Source organism: Micromonospora pallida (assembly GCF_900090325.1).
GTDB lineage: Bacteria > Actinomycetota > Actinomycetes > Mycobacteriales > Micromonosporaceae > Micromonospora > Micromonospora pallida.
On sequence record NZ_FMHW01000002.1, the window covers coordinates 1266970 to 1287315 of the forward strand.

Genomic DNA, 20346 nt, shown 5'->3' on the forward strand with positions numbered 1-20346 from the left:
GTTGAGATGATTTCTGTGGACGCCTATCTGGATGTCGTCCGGCAACGGTTGGTTGCCGACGGGTGTGCGGTGACGGAGGAAAGCGTCGGTTCGACGTCGGCCGTGGTCGGGTACCGGGCGCAGACTCGGGCGCTGACGAGGATGCACATCTTCACGGTCGCCGCACCGGCAGATCGGGTCGACGAGGCGGTGCTGCGAGAGTTCGTCGATGCGGTGGTGAACCTGGGGTTGGCACGCAAGGGTCAGTGGCGAGGCATGCAGTCCGGCGTCATCGTGCTGCCGGTTCTCGTGACGACGACGGCGGAGGCGGGTGCCACCGCCCTGACCCAGAAGGCCTACCGGCTGAATCTGGCCGGCTTCGCCGCGCTGGCTCAACCCGCCGTTGTGGACGTGACCGCCGGTAGGGTGTGGACCTTCCGCGGCACCCGGTTGTGGGGTTACGCCTACAACTCGCTGATCAAGAAGAAGTACGCGACGTACCTTCCGGAACCGTCCACGGCGCTGAACTGACACGTCGGTGCTGTCATGCGCGCTGGTGGATCGGTTCTGCTCGACCAGCGCGCAGTTGTTCGTCCGGGGCGAAAGCTCCTATCCGCGCCGCCCTGAGACGGGGGAGAACGTCAAGTCTCATCCGATCGGAGGGTGGCCTTACGTGGGTAACGGTGTGAAGCTGGCTCACCACGTTAGGTCAGGAGGCTGGATGATGATCCGGAAGTTGGCCGCCACAATCACCGCCGCCGCAGCATTTGCCCTCGCCTTGGTCGCGCCATCCGTACCCGCCGCTGCGGTTGGCTCTCTGTACGTTCCGCAAACCACGTCGCTGCTGGGCTGCCCGTACATCGGCCCATGCGCGGTGGTGTACACCGTGCCGGGCGGTACCTGGGTCACGGCGCTGTGCTGGACGGACGGATCATGGTCGAACGGCACGAACCGCTGGTTCCAGGTCGTGGTCTACAGCGGCCGGGAAATCGTCGGCTACATCAACGCGAACCGAACCACCAACCAGCCGTCGCTGCCGCACTGCTGACTGAGTTGTCACGAATGCTGCTGCTGTCGGCAGAAGGGGTTTGCTATCACGGGCGAATCGCCTTGGTCGGGGAGGTGCTCATGCCGTACGTGGTCCGGGGCACCTCGGTCCGTCGACAGTTGGAGAGGTAGCTGATGGGCACGCTGGTCGCGTACATCCTGGTCGTGGGTGGCACGTTGATGATCCTGCTCGGCGGATGGCTCGAGTGGCGCGGCGCCTTGCCGGACCGAGTGCACCGCGGCGGTGCCGGGCCTTCGGTCCGGCAGGTGAGCTTGCTGCTCGGCGCGACCGGCGCTGCTGCCCTCATCTCAGAACTACCGGTCGTGCTCGGGGCGAGCCCCGGCACGAAGCTGTTGCTGTGGCTGGCGTCCGTACCCTTTCTGGTCCTGGCTCTGGTGCTCTTCTTGCGGGTCGCATCGATCCAGCACCGGCCGAGCGATGATGCACCTGGTCGTCTCCGGTCGCGTTGACCTACCGGATCCGCCAACTTCCATCTGGCGGATCCTGACACGATGATCAGATGCTCTTCGCTCCTCGCCTGGTGTCGTCCTTCCGTGTGCCGGCGAACGCTCCTCGCGTACCCGATACCCCTCGCACCGTGGACACGCCCGCCGTCCAGCGGTGGCCGCATCGCCGGCTCGTCGTGATCCGCCGGGACGACGAGCTGTTGGCGTACGACCTTGACCGGCTCCGTGCTGGTGACGATGGTCCCGCGGCCCGGTTTCCCGCGCCGTGGCCGCGCGGGGTGGGCGGGGCCGATGCGGTGAGCCCGACCCTCGACCTGGCGGTCTTCAGCGGTCAGCACGCGCTGTACGCGATCGACGCAACCGGTGCGCTGCGCTGGAAGGTGCTGCACGCGTGCTGGAACTCCTGCTTGTCCTTCCACGACTCCTACGAGGAGTACGCAGGCAGCAAGGAACACCGCTATTCCGATTCGGGCTCCTGCTGGGTCAGCGCGGACGGCTCGACGGTGTGGGCGCACGTGTGTACCCCGCTGCCGGATGACGTCGAGTCGGAGTTCGACGAGGAGTGGCTCGTGCTCGACGCCGTCGACGGCCGGGTTCTGGGACGGGCTTCGACGGACACCGGGGCCGCCGGCTCTCACCACGTTCCGCACCCTGACCCTGGTCAGATGGGCCTGAGAGTCGGCGAGGGCCAGGACGGTGCGCCGTTGCGGTGGGGTCGGTGGGACGGCACTCGACTCACTGTCGCCCGCATCGGTGACGACGACCGTTGCCTCGTCGATGTCAGCCCGTGCGGTACGCGGTTCCTCACGATCGCTCACTGGGGGATGCAGCCGGCAATCCATCGTCTGCCCGACGGCGCGGTGACGCACGAGGTCGCCGCTCACCGGCTTGCGCCGCATCTCCAGGCGTGGGCAGATACCGAGGAGGAGCCCTTCTGGGGCTACCAGTGCGGCTTCGTCGACGACCGCACGGTAGTCGCGAGCACCATAGAGAGACATGGCCACCCGCGGCATTGGCTGATCGACACGGCGCGGGGAGAGGTGTTCGGTCAGGTCGAGTACCCGATGCCCGTAACGGAGGACCCGATGGCGCTGGGCGACGGCACCTGGCTCACCTGCGGCGAGGACCCCTTCCAGATGATGCTGTGGAGTCTTCCCGCCGGGGAGGACTCTGTTTCGTCCCACGAGACGGCGTGACCGGCGGCCATACGCCGAACCGCAGTAGGTGTCGGGCGTCGACGTCGATGAGCACCCAGCCTTCGCAGACCAGGTCGTCGAACCAGAAGTCGTCCCGGTAGTCGCCGAGTTGGGCGAGCCAGCGAAGTGTGATGTCAGGCCCGCCAGCGAAGTGGTAGTCGAGCCCGTGGCCGGCGCCACCGCCTTGCGCGTACCGCTCGGATCGTCCGTTTCGGACGATTACGTAGTTCGCCCGGCTGCCCATGGCCGCTGATGGTAGGGGCCGCAGGATCGCTCCGAGCGGGGTGGCCCGATTGAGGGGCGCCTCGATGGGCTCGTTCGACTGCCCTGGCGACGTCGACTGGCCTGGGGCGGTAGCTTGAACACGACCGGGGGAGGACGGCAGTGGATGGTCGTAGCGGCGACGCCGTCAATGAGGCCGTCCTCGTGTTCGACGGTCCTGCGGTCCTGGAATGGGGCATGAACTCCTCCTTGGCGATCACTCACCCGGTAGGTGTAGAGGTCGTAGATAGGAAGGGCTGGAACGTACGGCTCCGCGACGGTCAGCCCGATCCGGAGGCGTGGCAGCTTCTGCTCGATCTGGGTGGTCCGTACGATTTGCGGTTCCCGGAGGGGAGTGTGTTCGAGGTCGACGTCGCGGGCGTGGCAGACGGTCCGTGGCATGCGGTAATCCAATGGCAGGATGACGATGCGGCTATCCCTGACCGACGGCCGTATAGACCCGCGTAACCCGCCGCTCTGGCATGATCAGGATGTGCCCGATCGCGAGTGCGCCGACAGTAGTTCGTCGCCGGAGCCGCCTGCGCCGACGACGCGCAGCGACGAACTGCTGACGCTGCTCGTGCTGCTGGTAGCCTCGGCCGTCCTGCTTGTGTTGTGTCTCGGTTGTGCTGCCTTCTGGCTGTACAACTAGCCAAGGTCCGGCAGGAGCAATCCATCGGGTCGTCGCTCTGGCTGACCTTGCGGGACTAGGCTTCGCGGGCATGACCGGGGCCGCCATGTCGATGTTCGCCGCGCTGTTGGACCGCTCGGTGGCCCGCATCGGGGAACTGGCGGCCGATGGCCGCCAGTTCGACCGGCAGGCTGTCGCCGCGATCGCGGACGTCTGGGACAACAACACCTTCCCGCTGTTCGAGACGGCGCTCGGTTGCCCGGCGTGGTTGCGTGAGCGGCGCGCGAGGGCTGCGCTGGTATGGATGGCAGACCTGGGACCGTCCCGTCGGGCATGGATGATCGAGCAGGCTGCGGTCGCCGGACACCGGTTGGAGCCTCTGCTGCCCCCGCTTGTCCACGGGGGTGCGCACTACCGCGACTACCGGGGGCAGGTTCAGCCCGGCACTGCGCCGCTGACCGCGGCGGCCGTGGAGAGCGTCGCGAAGGACTACGACCTGGCCCGCGCGCAGGTCCGCGTCGTGCAGGTGGAACGCGCCGGGCACAAACTCGGCGGCTACGTCGCCGTCGCGGCTCCGCGCCGCTACGTCATGCCGGGCGGGCACGGGGACGCGGTCGTGCAACTGACCCTCAGCGACGTTCAGGACGTGCGGTTCGACAGCGGTGACGAGTTCGGCGCCACCCTGGCCGCTGATACCGCCGGAGTCGAGATCCGTGTCGGTGCGCAGGGTCGCCTTCTCGCTGCCTCGGCCTCCATCGGGTTCGATGACCCGTCGTGGCACCTGTCGCACGCTGGCCAGTCGGCGGACGCGTACACCCCGCGCGGCCACTCCACCAGGCGTAACCCTCGCCAGTCCAAGCGGCCACTGGTGCAGGGCGGCGCGTTGGAGGCCGCCGTGGTGCTCCGCCAGGCGATGCTCGAGATGCGGACGGTGCGCTACGCGATGCGTGTCGGCCGGGTTCCGCTGCGGGAGCTGTGCGATGCCTTCGCCGGTGCCGGCACCGATGTGCTCACCGCCGCCGGGCAGCGCGGGGCGGAGCGCGACCAGTTGTTCCGGCGGTTGGCCGAGCAGTGGATCGCCGGGAATCCCAGCCTGGCCCGTGGGGTCGCCGATTGGTTTCCAGATGACCACTGGACCCGAGCGGTGATTCCGTCCGGCTCACCCCAGCCCCCGGTGGCCGACATGCCAGGGCAAGCCCAGCTCACGTTGGCCGACTACACCGCCACCCACACCCAGTACGGCGTGGTACGTGACGCCTCGGCGGTGGTCAACCTCGCTGTCCCCGACGGTGGCGATACGTGGGGACTACGGGCGATGAGATTTCCCCGCCCCGTACGTCTGTCACTGCGTACCGCCGCGCTCATCGCCCCTCACACCGTCTCGCACACCGCCGAGGCGTCGCTGTCCCTCGGCGCCGACGCGTTCACCGTCACCAGCCGCGAGCCCGACGACGGTTAGTGAATGCCTGGTTGAACCTGATGCCGTACGTCAGGTCGCGCCGAGAACAGTTGCCACCCACTGACAGCCACCGAACGCGCAGAAGTCACGTGCACCTTCTAAGGGAAAATGTGGGCGCGCTCTCTCTCGCCGCAGGGGTGGTGAGCCTCGGCGTCGGGCTGCTGGCCGCCTGAACCTTCGAGGGTGCCGAGCAACTGAAGCAGGAACCGGCGGCCTACTCGGGGCGGGACAGGCGCCGGGTGAGCCGCCATCCGGCGTAGGCGAGGGCGGCGAGGGCCACGGCGGCGAGCAGGTACCACTGGAAGCGGTGCAGGTCCGCCACGACGGCGCGAATGTGGTCCCCGGCGACATACCCGGCGGTCGCCCACACGGCCACCCAGGCGGCGGCGCCGAGGGCGTTGTAGGCGACGAAGCGTCGCCAGGGCATGCCGGTGGCGCCGGCGATGAGCCCGTTGAACTGCCGCAGGCCCTCGACGAACCGGGCGACCGCGACGAGTTTCGGCCCGTGCCGGCTCATCACCGTCTCCAGGCGGGCGAACCGGTCTGGCGTCAGGCGTACGTAGCGGCCGTGCCGAAGGATGAGCCGCCGCCCGCCGGTGCGGCCGATCAGGTAGCCGATGCTGTCCCCGATCACCGCGGCCAGGAACGCGGTCACCGCGACTCCGACGATGGCCAGGTGGCCGTGCGCTGCGTATCCGGCACCGAGGATGATCGCTGTCTCCCCGGGCGCGGGCACGCCGAAGCTTTCCACTCCGACGAGCAGGGCGAGGCCCAGGTAGCCGTAGTGGGCGACCAGGCTGGTGGGGAAACCCGCCGCGGTCACCGGGGCGCTCCGGCCGTGAAGCCGGCCAACGCCAGGATGCCGGGCAGCGTCGGGTAGCGGCGGGGCTCGGGTACGAGCGACACGAACGGCTGGTTCCCCGCCACCGCGAGCAGCATGCCGACCGGCGCCGCGCACATCGCCACTGCCGTACCCGGGCAAGGGCGAAACCGGACATACATCTGCTATCCGGCACAACGGGTCGGACGTATTGCTCGCCGGCCCTCTGCTCCGGCGACGCCGGCTGACTACTTGAGTTGGCCGGCGGTCAGACCCGACTGGACGTGGCGCTGGAAGGCCACGTACACCAGCAGCACCGGCACCACGGCGATGCTGAGGCCGGCGAAGAGCTGCGCGTAGTCGCCCGCGTAGCCCTGGCTGACCGACAGCGCGGCCAGGCCCTGGGCCAGCATCCACTTCGAGTCGTCGCCCTGCAACAGCACCTGCGGCAGCAGGAACTGGTTCCAGTGGCTCAGGAAGTTGAAGATGGCGACGCTGATCATCCCCGGGCGGGCCATCGGCAGCATCACCCGGAAGAACAACCGGAAGTGGCCGCAGCCGTCGACCAGCGCCGCCTCCGCCACCGACGTCGGCAGGGTGCGGAAGAACGCGGTGAGGAAGAAGACCGTGAACGGCAGCGAGTACGCGGCGTAGACCAGGACCAGCCCCGTCCAGGTGCCGAACAGCCCGGCGTTCTTCACAACGAAGAACAGCGGCACCAGGGCCAGGAAGACCGGGAACATCAGGCCGCCGACGAACAGGTAGTACGCGAGCTGACGGCCCCGGAACTCGTACCGGGCGAAGACGTACGCGGCGGTGGCACCCATCAGCATGGTGAGGGCGACCGAGCCGGTGACGACGATCGCGCTGTTGAGGAAGTACTGGCCGATGTGCGCGGTGGTCCACGCCCGGACCCAGTTGTCGAGACGCAGCTCGCCGGGCAGGCCCCACGGGTCCGCCAGGATCTCCGCGTTGCTCTTGAACGAGCTGAGGAACATCCACAGCAGCGGGAGCACGGTCAGCGCGCCCCAGAGCGCCAGGAAGCCGTGCGAGAGGACGTTCACCACGCCCAGGTCGCGGCGTACCGCCCGGTCGGCCCCGGCGGCCCGGCCCCGGCCGGCGGCGACGTCGGTGGTCTTGTCGAGGGTGGTCACGACAGTTCGATCCGTTCCCGTCGGCTGACCCGCAGCGCCAGCACGGCCACCGACAGGGTCAGGAAGAACATCACCACACCGATCGCCGAGGCGTACCCGAACTTGGTCTCGCTGCCGAATGCGGTGTCGTACAGCCGCACGCCGATGACGTCGGAGGAGAAGTTGGGGCCGCCGTTGGTCATCAGCTGCACCAGGATGAAGCCGTCCAGCGCGGCGATGGCCAGGTAGATCCAGGCAACCTGCACGGTGTCCCACAGCAGCGGGATGGTGATCCGGCGCAGCGTCGTCCAGCGGGACGCGCCGTCGAGCAGCACCGCCTCGTAGATCTCCCGTGGGATCGCCGACATGGCGGCGCCGAAGAGCACCACGTAGAACCCGACGTTGGCCCAGATCATCACCGCCAGCACGCACCAGAACGCGGTACGCGGGTCGCCGAGCCAGGGCGGCGCGGGCAGCCCGACCGCGCGCAGGATGCCGTTGAGCAGCCCGGCGTTGGGCTGGTAGACCTCCTTCCACAGCGCCGCGATGATCACCACCGAGAGCACCTGTGGGAAGAAGTAGACGGTGCGGTAGAGCGCGCTGCCGCGTACCCCGGTGACTCCGGCCCGACCCCGGCGCCCGCCCATGCTGAGCATGGTGGCGAAGAACAGGCCGAGCCCGATGGTCAGCACCGGCACCAGGGCGAGCAGGATCGCGTTGTTCTTCAACGCGTTCCAGACGTAGTCGTCGTGCCACAGGGCCCGGAAGTTGGCCAGGCCCACCGGGTTGGCCTCGGCCGAGTAGCCCAGCCAGTCGGTGGTGGAGATCTGGAACGCCTGTAGGTACGGCGAGACGACGAAGACGACGTACAGCAGCAGCGGCGGCACCAGGAAGGTGACGATCAGCGGGTACTTGCCGTGTTTCATGGTGCCTACTCTCCGGCGGCGGCCGGGCGGGGCAGCGCCCCGCCCGGCCGGGGTGTCACGCCGCGCGCTTGTACTTCGTGATCGAGCTGTCCTGGGCGATCGAGTCGGCGCCCTTCTGGCACAGGTCCAGGAACTCCGCCGGGCCGATCCGGCCGCTGAAGAACTCGCCGCACGCGGCGTCGACCAGGTTGCGCTCCAGCTTGCGGTAGTAGTTGTTGTAGACCCAGTTGAAGCCGTTGGCCCCGGAGGCATCCAGCGCCTTGACCACGGTGGTGAGACCGAACGGCAGCTCCACGCCCTCGGTGGCCCCGGCCACCACGGTCAGGCTGGAGACCTTCTTCGTGAAGTCCTGGGCGCCCTTCTTCGACAGCATGGTCCGGAAGTAGTCCAGGCCGCCCGCGACGTTCTTCGCCTTGGCCGGCACCATGAACGGCTCGCCGGCGGTGCCGCGGATCGCCTCGAAGGGCAGCTTGTCGCCGCCGCCGAGGCTCGGCGTCGGCGCCACGGTCATGTTGAACCCGGGCGGGGTGACGGACTTCTGCTCGCTCTCCAGCCAGGAGCCGCAGGAGATGAACGCGGCCTTGCCCTGGCACCACGCGGTTTGCGACTGCACGTGGTCCAGCCCCGGCGAGCCGTCGAGGATGTACTTGTCCTTGACGATCTGGTGCCAGGCGTCGGCGGCGGCCTTCATCGCGTCGGACTTCCAGGCGTTGGGCTCCAGGTTGTCGATCGCCGTGGCCACGGAGGGGCCGCCGAACTTGATCGCCGTGGAGATCACCGGCCAGCTCATGTAGCGGGGGTGCTTGCCCGCGTACGTCCAGGGGGCGATGCCCGCGGCCTTGATCTTCTTGCACAGGGCGATGTGGTCGTCCCAGGTCTTCGCGTACTCCCAGCCACGGTCGGCGAAGAGCTTGGTGGAGTGCCAGATGCCGTAGACGGTGTAGGTGTAGTTCATCACGAGGAACTTGCCGTCGTACGAGCCGACCTCCACCGCGCCCGGCAGCAGCGTCTCCTGGACGGTCTTGCCGGGGATGTCGAGGCTCGGTGCCGAGAGCAGTTCGCCGAGGTCGGCGAGGGCGTTCTGGGAGACCAGGCCGTTGAAGTCGATCTGGCCGGCGCCGGAGTTGTTGACCACGTCCGGTGGGGTGCCGTCGACGAAGCGCGGCTGGAGGGTCTTGCTGATCTCCTGGGTGGCCGAGTGCTTGATCGTCGCCTTGGGGTACCGCTCGGTGTACATGGCCTCGTGGGCCTTGGCGTAGTCCTCGCCGAACCCACCGTTGAAGATCACGACCTCCAGCGGGGCGTCCTCCTTCACGCCCAGCGGGTTCTGCTCGCTCTTGGTGCCCTTGTACACCTCGGTGCTGCCCTTGTCGCCACCGCCGGAGGTGGCGCAGCCGGCGAGCAGGCCGGCGGCAGGGGTGGCCAGCAGGCCGGCGGCGGCGCTGCGCCGCAGGATGTCACGCCTGTTCATGCTCTCTCCTCGAATCGGTTCGGGCAGCCGAGGGACTTCGGGGGACGACGGCCACCGCGCGATGGGCGGGGCGGCCTGTCGTTAGTCTTCATTTCGTCGAATATTGCTGAAGAATTTCTACGGCAGGACCGCGCCGACTTCAAGACCTACGGCCCCGGCGTTGCTCCTTTGTGCCTGGTTTGGTTACGGATTGTTAGCTGCCGTGGACGGCGAATGGCGTCGGCACGGTGCGATCGGCCGGTTCCCTGCCGTCACGCCGGCAGGTGCGCGCGCCATCGCGGCGATCACGCCGGGCGACGCCGGATGATGCGAGGCTGGAGGCGATCGCCGTCGCCGGAGGCGGCGTGCGCAGTGGAGGATGCGATGGCCGAGCCAGCGACCGGGGCCTCGTCGGGCAGCGCGCAGGCGCACGGCCGGCGCGCCAACCGGCGTAGTTACCACGACGGCGCGCTGGTCGACGGGTACGTCGACGACCCGTACCACCGAGTCCGCCGGGCGGTCGCGGCCCGGCTGATGGTCGACGACATCCTCGGGGGAGGGCCGGTACTGGAGTTGGGCTGCGGCCCGTGCAGCATGGTCGACCCGGCGGAGCTGCCCGTGCCGCTCGTGGTGGCGGACATGGCCGAGGCCGCGCTGGGTGCGGCCCGTCGGGCCACCGCGGGTCGGGCGCTGCCGGTCTGTCTGGACGCCACCCGCGGCCTGCCGTTTCGCGCCGGCAGTTTCGCCGGGCTGCTGACCGGTGAGCTGATCGAGCACGTCTACGACCCGGTGGCGCTGCTGCGGGAGTGCCACCGGGTCCTCGCCCCGGGTGGGCTGCTGGTGCTCACCACTCCGAACCTGGCGACCGTCCAGGACCGGCTGGCGTTCCTCGCCGGCCGCGCGCCCCGCCAGGTGGATCCGCTGCACCCGTACCTCTGGTTGCACATCCGGCCGTTCACCGCGTCGCTGCTGCGGCGGGCGCTGCGCCGGGCCGGGTTCGCGCCGTTGGCGCTGCGTTCCAACCACGTCGGGTGGCGGCTGCCCGGCGGGCGCTGGGTCACCTCCCGACTGCTTGCCCGGATCGCACCGGCGCTCGGCGGGTCGCTGATCTGCGCCGCCCGGCGACTGGGCGATCCACCGTCGCCTCAGGACGCGGTGCCCCGAAACAACACGTGATCGTCAGGTTGACAAAGAGCTATCATGGAGGTTCCGTCGTCGACCGGGGGATCTCATGGCCGGCCTCTTCACCTGGGTCGTCAAGAATCTCGACGCGTTCATCGGGCTGCTCCTGGCCTTGGTCGTCGCGATCCTCGGGCTCAACAACGGCGTCAGCCAGGACGTGGTGAACAGCGCCATCCTGCTCATCCTCGGTGTGCTCGCCCAGGCGCTGCTGCGCGACCGGCTGCGCCGGGAGACCGCCGATCGCGAGGTACGGCAGGTGGTCCGGGACACCCGCGACCGGCTCGCCGAACTGGTACCGCAGATGCAGGAGATCATCGGCCCGGAGGGGGCGCTGATCCGGGCCCGGGAGACGATCGACAGCGTCTCCATGGTCCGCGTCCTGCACGGCAGCGAGGTCGGGCAGGCCCTGGCCGAGGCCCGCCGGCACACCGACCGGTGGAACTTCAAGGGCGGCACCGGCACCTACACCCGGGCGGTCACCCTGCCCGAGTGCCTGGAGCACGCCCGTCGGCGTAACGCCACCCTGCACTTCGCCATCGAGATCATCGACCCGACCGACGAGGAGGTCTGCGAGCGGTACGCTCGGTTCCGGCGCAGCCTCGCCCCCGACGAGCCAGGCGAGCGGTGGACCGTCGACCGCACCCGCAAGGAGTCCTACGCGACCGTGCTGGCCGCCTGCTGGCACCGGCAGCGCTCCGGGCTGCTCACCATCGACGTCTGGGTCTCCGCGCAGATGACCACCTTCCGCTACGACCTCTCCTCGAGCTGCGTCATCATCACCCAGGAGAACCCGCAGACCCCGGCGCTGAGAATCGACCGCAAGGAGCTCTACTACAACCGCTACAACATCGAGTTGCAGTACAGCCGTGAGCAGAGCCGGCGGGTGCCGATCGAGGCTGCTGCGCAAGTCAGACTCGACGACGAGCCGTCCGTGGAGCAGGTCCGCCGGCTGCTCACCGTGCTCGGACTGCCACTGCCCCGGTCCTTCGGCGACCGCGAGGTCGCCGACATCGTGAGCCGGGCCATCCAGGCGAGGAACCCGTACGCATGATGAGCTACGCCGACCTCGAACGCGAGATCGATCGGGCCACCCGGTCGGAGCGGCTCCGCGACTGGGTGCTGGGCGTCCTCGACGACGTCGCCGAGGTGCGGCGGTCGTTGCTGGCCGTACGGCATCCGCTCGGCTTCACCTGCCTGCCGGTGAACCGCACCGGCCCCGACGGGATCTGCGTGCACGCCTGGCCAGCCGAGCCACCGGCCGTCCAGCCGACCACGTCCACCGTGCACTCGCACAGCTGGGACCTGCTCAGTCACGTGCTGCACGGGCGGATCCGCAACGAGCTGATCGAGGTGACCGAGGCTCCCGCCGACCCCGCCTGGCGGGTGTACGAGGTGCACAGCCGGGACGACGTCGACGAGATGGTGGCCACCGACCGGCTGGTGACGGCGACGACTGCCACCGTGGAGACGCACTCCGCCGGCAACTCGTACGCGCTGCGCGCCGGTGGCTTCCACACCTCCGAGGTGGACGCGGGGCAACCGGCGGTGACCGTGGTGCTCGGCCGGGCCGCGCCCGGCTCGTGCGACCTCAGCCTCGGCGCGGTGGACGGGCGCAGCCACCGGATAAGCCGGGACCGCTGCGACGTGGCGGAGACCGCGCGGATGGCGCGGGAGATCGCTCGACTGGTGGCACGGGGCTGAGGGCTGGAGGAGACATGGACGTGGAGCCGAGCGGGCGCGGATCGGACCTGCGTGACGCGCACCGGTTCGCGGTGGAGGCCGCCCGGGACGCCGGGCGGCTGTTGCGCCGGGGCACCCGTGGCGAGCTGCACGCCCGGGCCAAGAACGACTCCGGGGACCTGGTCACCGACCTGGACCTGGCCGCCGAACGGCTGATCGTCGACCGGATCCGGGCCCGCTGGCCGGAACACGGCGTGATCGCCGAGGAAGGCGGCGAGTACGCCACCGACGACTCCTGGACGTGGCTGGTGGACCCGCTGGACGGCACCAACAACGTGGCGATCGGGCTGCCCGCGTACGTGGTCGGGATCGCGCTCTGCGACCGGGGCTCGCCGGTGCTCGGGGTGGTGCACGACCCGGTTGCCGGTCGTACCTGGTCGGCCGTCCGTGGCCAGGGCGCTTTCGTGCACGTGGACGGCCCGGCCGGCCAGCCGCTGCGCACACCGCACCGGCCGGTGCCGGCCGCGCCGGTGCTGGCCTGGACACAGGGACACGAGGTACGCCGGGACGACAGCACCGCCCGCGCCCTCAAGGTGGTGCTCGACTCCACCGCCCGGCGCGTGTTGCAACTGTGGGCGCCGCTGCTGTCCTGGGTGATGTTGGCCCGGGGCGACATCGACGGCATCGTCGGCTACCGCCCGGAGGCGGTCGACCTGCCGGCCGGGATGCTGCTGGCTGTCGAGGCCGGCATGGTGGTCCGGGCCCTCGACGGTGGCTGCTTCGACGACCGGTACGGGTGCCCGGCTGACCGGCGCAGCTTCGTCGCCGGACCGCCGGAGACGATCGACCGGCTGGTCAAGCTGGTGACCGCGGCACAGTGGATCGAGCCGCAGGTCCGCCGCCTCACGCCGATCAGCCTGACCAGCGTCGGCTGGTGAACGGCGACAGCGGACGGTGGCCCTGGGACGCTGGCCGGTCAGCCTGACGGAGCGACCAGCAGGGCGGTGACGCTGGCGGTGGTGGCCAGGGCGGCGAGGACGGCGCTGGTGGCCACGAACCGGCCCAGCGGGACCGCGACCCCGGCGGCCCGGCAGCGCTCGTACCAGATCAGCGTGGCCAGCGACGCCCACGGGGTGGCGAGCGGGCCGACGTTGGTGCCCACCAGCAGGGCCAGCAACTGGGTGTGGTGGTCAGCGGCGATGACCGCCTCCCCGGCCACGTACGCGGGCAGGTTGTTGACCACGTTGGCGAAGAACGCGCCGACGGCGCCGGCCCGCAGTACGCCCTCCGTACCCGGGTCGCTGCCGATCAACGTGCCCATCACGGTGTCCAGCCCGTGGCGGCCGATGGTCTGCACCACCAGGAACAGCCCGGTGACGAAGACCAGCAGCCGCCAGGGGACCAGTTGGAGTCTCAGGCTGCCCCGGGCGCGGACCGCGAACCCGGCGACCAGGATCGCGGCGGCCACCCCGGAAGCGAGCCCGATCTCGACCTCGGCGAGGACCCCGGCGACGAACAGCAGGCAGGCCACGAGCGCGGTGCGGTAGAGCACGGGGTCGGGCGGCACGTGTGGTGGCGGTGGCACGAACGAGTCGGCGCCGGCCCGCGCCGGCCGCCAGTACCACCACCAGAGCAGCAGCATGGTGATCGCGATCGCGACCAGTTGCGGCCACCACATCCGGGCCGCCCACGCCACCGGGGCCAGGCCGATCCGGTCGCTGGCCAGGATGTTGGTCAGGTTGGACACGGGCAGCAGCAGGCTCGCCGTGTTGGCCAGCCAGACCGTGGTCATCGCCAGCGGGATCGGCGGCACGCCGAGCTTGCGGGCCAGGGCGATCATCACCGGGGTGAGCAGGACGGCGGTGGTGTCCAGGTTGAGCGCGATCGTGGTCACCGAGGCGAACCCCACGCAGAGCCAGAACAGCGCGCCGAAGTTGCCCCGCGCAGTGATCGCCACCCGGGCGGCGAGCGCGTCGAAGACCCCGGCCACCGCGGTCAGTTCGGCCAGCACCACCACGGTGCCGAGGAAGATCAGGATCGGCAGGATCCGGCGTACGGTGGCCTCGGCGTCCGCGCGGGGGAGGAGCCCGGTGAGGACGCAGAGGACACCGCCTGCGAAAAGCGCGATCGCGATCCAGTCCAGTACGTGCAGCCGGCCCCAGCGGGATCGGTCCGGTGCGGCCGACGGTGGCTCGCCGCTGGTCTCCACAAGGCAGGATCCTCGCACACCGCTGCTCCCCCGAGTGGCCCCGACGCGACGGGGCGGGCGACCGCGTATGGTGGCGACGGATTGACGGTGGGTGGCCATAATGGCGAGGTGGCTGTAGGCGCGCAACCGACCCGGTCCGACCGCCCGATCGACTTCTTCGTCAGCTACTCGCCCGCCGACGAGCGCTGGGCGACGTGGCTGGCGTGGGAGTTCGAGGCCGCCGGCTACCGCACCATGCTCCAGGCGTGGGACTTCGTGGCCGGCACCAACTTCATCGACTTCATGGACCGAGGGGTCCGGGAGGCCGCCGTCGTGGTGGCCGTCCTGTCGGAACGCTACCTGCACTCCACGTACGGGAAGCTCGAGTGGCAGGCCGCGCTGCGCGCCGACCCGGATGGCACCGGCAACAAGCTGGTCACCGTCCGGGTGGAGGACTGCCCGATCGACGGCCTGCTCGCCACCATCACGTACGTCGACCTGGTCGGGGTCACCGACCCCGACCAGGCGCGTTCCCGGGTGCTGGACCGGATCCGGGAGGCGCTCGACGGCCGCGCCAAACCCGTCCGGCAACCTGCCTTCCCGCACCATCCCGCCGACCCGGCCGGGGTGCTCTCCACGCCCGTGGGCGGCCCGCCCGCCCCGCGCCGGGCCCGCCGTACGCCGATCAACCCGCCACCGTTCCCGCCCGCCTCGGCGGCCGTGCCGACCGCGCGGACGGCGCTGACCGTGCTCCAGGTGGCCGGACCGCGGTTCGGTCGGGGTGTGATCGAGCCCGGTGCCCCGGTCACTCCCGGAGAGCTCCAGGAACACCTGATGGGTGACCTCACCCTGCTGATGAACGATGGGGTTCCCCGACCTGACCTGCTGGTGGTGGCGGGCAACCTGACCGAGTCCGGCAGCCCCCGCGAGTTCTCCGACGCGTTGAGTTTCCTCACCGGGCTGCGGGTGCTGCTCGGGTTGGAGCCGCACCGTCTGGTCGTGGTGCCCGGCCCGCGCGACGTGACCATGGCCGCGAGTCGCGCGTACTTCGCCACCTGCGAGGCGGACGACGTCGACCCGCAGCCGCCGTACTGGCCGAAGTGGCGGCACTACGCGCGGCTCTTCGACGACCTCTACCAGGGTCTCGAGGACCGGATCTTCGACAGCGAGCAACCCTGGACGCTGTTCCCGGTGCCGGACCTGCGCCTGGTGGTGGCCGGGCTGAACTCCACCATCGCCGTCACGCACCGCGAGGAGGACCGGTACGGCTTCCTCGGCGAGGCCCAGTCCACCTGGTTCGCCCAGCGGCTGCGCCACTACCAGCAGTCCGGCTGGCTCCGGCTGGGCGCGATGGCGCACGTCCCCGGCCCGCGCACCCCGTACGCCGACGAGGTGGCGGTCCTGGACGGGGTGACGCTGCGCGACCGGGGATCGTTCAACCGCCTGCTCGGGCCGATGCTCAACCTGCTGCTCTCCGACGCCGCGCCGACCGGCGCCCGGGTCGATCCGGTGGTACCGCTGGCCACCGCGTCCCGCGACGGCCGGGCGCAGGTGCTCCGGCTCGCCGCCGACGGGATGACCCGCTGGGTGCTCGGCCGCGACGACCGGCACGACGTGGGCGAGCCGACGGCGGTGAGCTGGCCGCGGGCGAAGGCGACGTTCGGAGCCGCCGGGCCGGCCCAGGTGCCCGACCCTCGGCTGCCCACGGCCGTCGAGGGGCCCATCCAGGATGCGCCGGTCACCACACCGGCGGTGGTCCCGGCGGCGCCGCTGGACCGACTGCTCGACCGACTGGCCGAGGTCTGCGAGGCGCGCCACGACCGGGTGCTGGTCCGTCGGGTGGCGGCCGAGCCGCCGCACCTGTTCGTCACCTACCGGGCCGACGGGGTGGTCCGGCAGCAGCGGGTCGGGGCGTACGTCGGCACCCCGACCGCAACGGACCTCGACCACTTCGCCCGGCGGGTGCACGCCACCGACCCGGACATCCCGTCCGAGCTGGTCTACGACGGCGACCGGGTCCCGCGCGGGCTGGCCGAGGAGGCCCAGCGGCGTGGCGTACGGGTGCTGCACCTGACCGAGTTCCAGGGGCTGCTCGACCTGCGCGAGTACGTCGCCGCGCAGACCGCCCGGCTGCAGGCCGACCGGCTCTACCCGCCCGGCCAGTATGTGCCGCAGCGCTATCGCCACCTGGTCGGCGCCGACCAGCAGGTCCGCGAGGATGTGGTGGACGAACTGCTCGAGCTGGTCTCCGCGCCGGACGGCCGGTTCGTGCTGGTGCTCGGTGACTTCGGCCGGGGCAAGACGTTCGCGTTGCGCGAGGTGGCCCGCCGGCTGCCGACCGCCGCCCCCGACCTGATCCCGATCCTGGTGGAGCTGCGTGCGCTGGACAAGGCACACTCGGTCGACGGTCTGGTCGCCGCGCACCTGGCCAACCACGGCGAGCAGGTGATCGACCTGAAGGCGTTCCGCTACATGCTCCGCCAGGGGCGGATCGTGCTGCTCTTCGACGGCTTCGACGAGTTGGTGGCCCGGGTCACCTACGACCGGGCGGCGGACCACCTGGAGACGTTGCTCCAGGCGGCCGAGGGCAACGCCAAGATCGTGGTGAGCAGCCGCACCCAGCACTTCAAGACCAACTCGCAGGTGCTCACCGCGCTCGGCGAGCGGGTCGGCATGCTGCCGCACCGGCGGGTGCTGGCCGTCGAGGACTTCACCTCCGGGCAGATCGAGGCCTTCCTGCGGCACCGTTACGGTGGGGACGAGCGGGCCGCCCGGGAGCGGATGGACCTGCTCGGCGGGGTGAAGGACCTGCTCGGCCTCTCCCGCAACCCGCGCATGCTCGGCTTCATCGCCAACCTCGACGAGGGACGGCTGACCGCCGTGGCCGGTGCGGGCGGCACGTTCAGCGCGGCCGCGCTCTACCGGGAGATCCTGGAGTCCTGGCTGGACTTCGAGGAGCGGCGTACCCAGGGCGTGCCGGGTGTGCCGGTCAGCCTGCGCCGTCCCGAGCTGTGGCACGCGGTGAGCCGGTTGGCGTTCCAGCTCTGGGAGAGCGGGGAGTCGTACCTGCGCCTGGCCGAACTGGCCGAGACCGCCGGGCAGCTCGCCGGGCTGGCCGAGTCCCGGCTCTCCGGACCGCAGGCGACGCACGCGGTGGGTGCGGGCAGCCTGCTGGTGCGTACCGACGACGGTCTGTTCGGGTTCATCCACACCTCCGTGATGGAGTGGCTGGTCGCCGCAGGGATCGCCGCCCAGCTCAACCAGGGCGAGGACCCCTCGGCCCTGGCGACACGCCCGCTGTCGACGCTGGCCGTGGAGTTCCTCGGCGACCTCGCCGACTCGGCCCGCTGCACCGCCTGGACGTCCCGAGTGCTCGGCGACGAGACGGCCGGCGAGACGGTGCGGGCCAACGCCTTGCGGCTCAGCGCCCGACTGCGGCTGCCGGACCGGGCCGACCTGCGTGGCGCGGTGCTGCGCGGTGAGGACCTGTCCCACCGGGAGCTGGCCGAGGCGGATCTGACCGGCGCGGACCTGACCGACACCCGCCTGGTCGCCACCAACCTGACCGGGGCCCGGCTGGCTCACGCCCGGCTACGCGGCGCCCGCCTGGACCAGACCCGCCTCGCCGGGGCCGACCTGCGCGCAGCCGAACTGGCCGGGGCTCGACTGTTCCGGGCCGATCTGCGCAACGCGCGAGTCGCCGGCAGCAGTTGGCGCCGGGCCGCGCTGATCGACGTGAACGCCGACGCGGCACTGCTGCGCGCGCCGGAGCTGCGCGGCGCGGTGGTCGCCCCGGGCCGTCCGGTGACACCGGGCCTGGCCCCGCCCGCCGTCGGCGTCTCGTACGGCTTCGAGGTGGGCCGACTGCCGGTGCCGGCGGCGTACAGCCCGGACGGCACGGTGCTCGCCGTGGGCAGCGACGACGGGGGTGTGCTGATCTGCGACACGGCCAGCGGCCTGCCGGTGCGGACCCTGCAGGGTCACCGGGGGCGGGTGTACGCGGTCCGCTTCGACGCCGCCTCGCACCACCTGGTCACCGGCGCGGCCGACCTCACCGTACGGCTGTGGGACGCCGATCACGGCGACGTGCGGCACGTGATCGAGGATGTCTTCGCCGGCTGGGTGTGGCCGCTGCTCACCGACGGCGCGCGGGGCCGGCTGGTGGTGGGCGACGCGGCCGGCGTGGTCCGGCTCTACGACACCCGCACCGCCCGGCTGCGCCAGGAATGGCCCGGGCACGCCGCGCCCATCTGGGGCACCTCGTTCAGCCCGGACGGCCGGCGGGTCGTGGTCGTGGACAGCGCCGGCGTGGTCCGTGGCTGGGACATCGCCTCGGGCAGTCTCGCCTTCGAGGTGCGGGAGCCGGAGGTGGTCTACCGGGTGGTGCACACCCCGGACGGCCGCTCGCTGGTCGCCGTCGGCCAGCACGGCCGGGTGTGGATCCGCCGGGCCACCGACGGGGAACTGCTGCGCCAGCCGCGCGGCCACGAGGCCGACGTGTACGCCCTCGACGTGCACCCCGACGGCGGGTTGATGGCCACCGGCGACACACATGGCGCGCTGCGACTGTGGAACGTGGAAACCGGCCGCCCGGTCCGGGCGCTGGGCCGGCAGCGTGGCGCGATCTACAGCGTTCGGTTCAACGCCGACGGCACCATGCTCGCCACGGCCGCCAGCGACGGGGCGATCCAGCTCTGGGACACCGCCGACGGCCAGCTCCGGCACGAGCTGACCCGGCACCGCGGCTCGGTCTGGCCGGTGGTCTGGCGGCCGGACCAGGTCCAGGTGGCGACCAGCAGCAACGACGGCACCACCCGGCTCTGGGACGTGCGGTCCGGGCAGCTTCAGCACACCCTGCGCGGACACGGGCGGCGGGTCACCTCGCTGTCCTTCCGGGAGGACGGCGAGGTGCTGGCCGCGTGCGGCAACGACGGCGTGGTGCGGCTGTGGGAACCGCGCACCGGGCGGCTGGTCCGGCAGCTCGCCAGTCCGGCCGACCGGCTGCTCTCCGCGGTGTTCTGCCCGGGCGATCCGCTGGTCGCCGCACCGAGCGGCGACGGCGGGGTACACCTGTGGAACACCGACACCGGGGTCGACGAACGCGAGCTGAACGTGGACACCGACCATGTCTGGGCGGCCGCGTTCAGCCCGGACGGCGACGCGCTGGCCACCGCAAACGACGACGACACGGTCCGCCTGTGGTACCGGCGTACCGGCCGGCACTTCGCCACCCTCACCCCGCACCGGGGCCGGGTCCGGGCGGTGGCGTTCAGCCCGGACGGCGAGGTCATCGCCACCGGCTGCGACGACCAGCTCGTCCGGCTCTGGGACGCCGCTACCGCGACCTGTCGCCGCACCCTGGAGCAGCACACCGACCGGGTGTACGCGGTGTGCTTCAACAGCGAGGGGACGCTGCTCGCCAGCGCCAGCAACGACGGCACCGCCGTGGTGTGGGACGCGCTCACCGGCGAGCGGCGTACGGTGCTCACCGAGCACACCGGCCGGCTCTGGTCCTGCGCGTTCAGCCCGAACGGCGCGCTGCTCGCCACCGCCGGGGACGACCTGATCATCCGGCTGTGGGATCCGGGCACTGGCCGGCTGCACGGCACCCTGGCCGCGCACACCCGGCGGGTATGGTCCGTGGCGTTCAGCCCGGACAGCAGCACGCTCGCCAGCGCCGGTGACGACGGCACCGTCCGGCTGTGGGACGTAGCGGACCCGGAGCACGCGCAGCTGCGCGCCACCCTGATCGGCCTGCCGGAGGGCTGGGCTGCGGTCAGCCCGGACGGACGGTACAAGCTGGACGGCGATCCGGGCGGTCAGTTCTGGCACGTCATCGGCACCTGCCGGTTCGAGGTGGGGGAGTTGGACCCGTACCTTACGCAGGTGCGCCGGTTGTCGGTGGACGCCCCGTTCTGACGCGGGC

Annotated in this window: 17 protein-coding genes; 11 read left to right on the top strand and 6 right to left on the bottom strand. The window is 70.9% G+C overall.

The window, feature by feature from the left end; translation table 11 throughout:
* The first annotated feature begins 6 nt into the window (after window positions 1-6).
* The 6 genes from GA0074692_RS05640 to GA0074692_RS05660 all read left to right on the top strand — a co-directional run bounded on the left by GA0074692_RS05640 (window position 7) and on the right by GA0074692_RS05660 (window position 5041).
* Window positions 7-510 carry a hypothetical protein gene (locus GA0074692_RS05640; RefSeq protein WP_091640078.1) on the top strand — a complete coding sequence of 168 codons (504 nt, stop codon included), beginning with the start codon at window positions 7-9 and terminating at the stop codon, window positions 508-510.
* A 190-nt stretch (window positions 511-700) separates the two neighbouring features.
* A complete protein-coding gene (locus GA0074692_RS33840; protein ID WP_141725172.1) occupies window positions 701-1027 on the top strand; it encodes a hypothetical protein in 327 nt (108 codons plus the stop codon).
* Window positions 1028-1161: 134 nt separating this feature from the next.
* A complete protein-coding gene (locus GA0074692_RS05645) occupies window positions 1162-1497 on the top strand; it encodes a hypothetical protein (protein ID WP_091640081.1) in 336 nt (111 codons plus the stop codon).
* A gap of 128 nt (window positions 1498-1625) precedes the next feature.
* Window positions 1626-2690: a hypothetical protein gene (locus GA0074692_RS05650; RefSeq protein ID WP_091640084.1), complete on the top strand. Its 1065-nt coding sequence runs from the start codon at window positions 1626-1628 to the stop codon at window positions 2688-2690.
* A 682-nt stretch (window positions 2691-3372) separates the two neighbouring features.
* The gene (locus tag GA0074692_RS33845) at window positions 3373-3603 is read left to right on the top strand and encodes a hypothetical protein (protein WP_141725173.1); all 231 of its coding nucleotides are present in this window, start codon (window positions 3373-3375) and stop codon (window positions 3601-3603) included.
* 70 nt (window positions 3604-3673) lie between these two features.
* Entirely contained in the window at window positions 3674-5041 is a 1368-nt protein-coding gene (locus GA0074692_RS05660) for a hypothetical protein (protein WP_091640089.1), read from the top strand.
* A gap of 214 nt (window positions 5042-5255) precedes the next feature.
* Here the strand turns inward: GA0074692_RS05660 and GA0074692_RS05665 are convergent, their stop codons facing one another.
* The 5 genes from GA0074692_RS05665 to ngcE all read right to left on the bottom strand — a co-directional run bounded on the left by GA0074692_RS05665 (window position 5256) and on the right by ngcE (window position 9391).
* The gene (locus GA0074692_RS05665; RefSeq protein ID WP_091640091.1) at window positions 5256-5864 is read right to left on the bottom strand and encodes a DedA family protein; all 609 of its coding nucleotides are present in this window, start codon (window positions 5862-5864) and stop codon (window positions 5256-5258) included.
* On the bottom strand, window positions 5861-6001 hold the full coding sequence (locus GA0074692_RS34565) for a hypothetical protein (RefSeq protein ID WP_176738318.1): 141 nt from the start codon (window positions 5999-6001) through the stop codon (window positions 5861-5863). The genes GA0074692_RS05665 and GA0074692_RS34565 overlap by 4 nt, the downstream gene beginning before the upstream one ends.
* Before the next feature lie 108 nt (window positions 6002-6109).
* Window positions 6110-7015, bottom strand: coding sequence for a carbohydrate ABC transporter permease (locus GA0074692_RS05670; RefSeq protein WP_091640093.1), 906 nt, complete (start codon window positions 7013-7015; stop codon window positions 6110-6112).
* Window positions 7012-7920 (bottom strand): carbohydrate ABC transporter permease, encoded by a 909-nt coding sequence (locus GA0074692_RS05675; protein ID WP_091640095.1) that lies wholly within the window; start codon window positions 7918-7920, stop codon window positions 7012-7014. Before GA0074692_RS05675 ends, GA0074692_RS05670 begins: the two co-directional genes overlap by 4 nt.
* Window positions 7921-7975: 55 nt before the next feature.
* Window positions 7976-9391 carry an N-acetylglucosamine/diacetylchitobiose ABC transporter substrate-binding protein gene (gene ngcE / locus GA0074692_RS05680; RefSeq protein ID WP_091640098.1) on the bottom strand — a complete coding sequence of 472 codons (1416 nt, stop codon included), beginning with the start codon at window positions 9389-9391 and terminating at the stop codon, window positions 7976-7978.
* A gap of 363 nt (window positions 9392-9754) precedes the next feature.
* On the opposite strand from ngcE, the gene GA0074692_RS05685 reads away from it, so the two are divergent.
* From GA0074692_RS05685 to GA0074692_RS05700, 4 genes are read left to right on the top strand one after another with little or no spacing between them, the layout of a single operon-like run.
* Window positions 9755-10546, top strand: a complete 792-nt coding sequence (locus tag GA0074692_RS05685) for a class I SAM-dependent methyltransferase (RefSeq protein WP_091640101.1) — start codon at window positions 9755-9757, stop codon at window positions 10544-10546.
* A 55-nt stretch (window positions 10547-10601) separates the two neighbouring features.
* Window positions 10602-11603, top strand: coding sequence for a hypothetical protein (locus GA0074692_RS05690; protein ID WP_091640103.1), 1002 nt, complete (start codon window positions 10602-10604; stop codon window positions 11601-11603).
* Window positions 11600-12253 carry a hypothetical protein gene (locus tag GA0074692_RS05695; protein ID WP_091640106.1) on the top strand — a complete coding sequence of 218 codons (654 nt, stop codon included), beginning with the start codon at window positions 11600-11602 and terminating at the stop codon, window positions 12251-12253. The genes GA0074692_RS05690 and GA0074692_RS05695 overlap by 4 nt, the downstream gene beginning before the upstream one ends.
* 14 nt (window positions 12254-12267) lie before the next feature.
* On the top strand, window positions 12268-13170 hold the full coding sequence (locus GA0074692_RS05700; protein WP_091640108.1) for an inositol monophosphatase family protein: 903 nt from the start codon (window positions 12268-12270) through the stop codon (window positions 13168-13170).
* Window positions 13171-13208: 38 nt separating this feature from the next.
* Here the strand turns inward: GA0074692_RS05700 and GA0074692_RS05705 are convergent, their stop codons facing one another.
* A complete protein-coding gene (locus GA0074692_RS05705; RefSeq protein WP_091640110.1) occupies window positions 13209-14441 on the bottom strand; it encodes an SLC13 family permease in 1233 nt (410 codons plus the stop codon).
* 108 nt (window positions 14442-14549) lie between these two features.
* On the opposite strand from GA0074692_RS05705, the gene GA0074692_RS05710 reads away from it, so the two are divergent.
* The gene (locus GA0074692_RS05710; protein WP_091640113.1) at window positions 14550-20339 is read left to right on the top strand and encodes a WD40 domain-containing protein; all 5790 of its coding nucleotides are present in this window, start codon (window positions 14550-14552) and stop codon (window positions 20337-20339) included.
* The last annotated feature ends 7 nt before the right edge of the window (window positions 20340-20346 follow it).

Bases quoted from the DNA above. Each gene is read 5' to 3' on its own strand.
- GA0074692_RS05640 (WP_091640078.1), top strand. From the start codon at position 7: ATGATTTCTGTGGACGCCTATCTGGATGTCGTCCGGCAACGGTTGGTT.
- GA0074692_RS33840 (WP_141725172.1), top strand. From the start codon at position 701: ATGATGATCCGGAAGTTGGCCGCCACAATCACCGCCGCCGCAGCATTT.
- GA0074692_RS05645 (WP_091640081.1), top strand. From the start codon at position 1,162: ATGGGCACGCTGGTCGCGTACATCCTGGTCGTGGGTGGCACGTTGATG.
- GA0074692_RS33845 (WP_141725173.1), top strand. From the start codon at position 3,373: ATGACGATGCGGCTATCCCTGACCGACGGCCGTATAGACCCGCGTAAC.
- GA0074692_RS05660 (WP_091640089.1), top strand. From the start codon at position 3,674: ATGACCGGGGCCGCCATGTCGATGTTCGCCGCGCTGTTGGACCGCTCG.
- GA0074692_RS34565 (WP_176738318.1), bottom strand. From the start codon at position 6,001: ATGTGCGCGGCGCCGGTCGGCATGCTGCTCGCGGTGGCGGGGAACCAG.
- GA0074692_RS05675 (WP_091640095.1), bottom strand. From the start codon at position 7,920: ATGAAACACGGCAAGTACCCGCTGATCGTCACCTTCCTGGTGCCGCCG.
- ngcE (WP_091640098.1), bottom strand. From the start codon at position 9,391: ATGAACAGGCGTGACATCCTGCGGCGCAGCGCCGCCGCCGGCCTGCTG.
- GA0074692_RS05685 (WP_091640101.1), top strand. From the start codon at position 9,755: ATGGCCGAGCCAGCGACCGGGGCCTCGTCGGGCAGCGCGCAGGCGCAC.
- GA0074692_RS05690 (WP_091640103.1), top strand. From the start codon at position 10,602: ATGGCCGGCCTCTTCACCTGGGTCGTCAAGAATCTCGACGCGTTCATC.
- GA0074692_RS05695 (WP_091640106.1), top strand. From the start codon at position 11,600: ATGATGAGCTACGCCGACCTCGAACGCGAGATCGATCGGGCCACCCGG.
- GA0074692_RS05700 (WP_091640108.1), top strand. From the start codon at position 12,268: ATGGACGTGGAGCCGAGCGGGCGCGGATCGGACCTGCGTGACGCGCAC.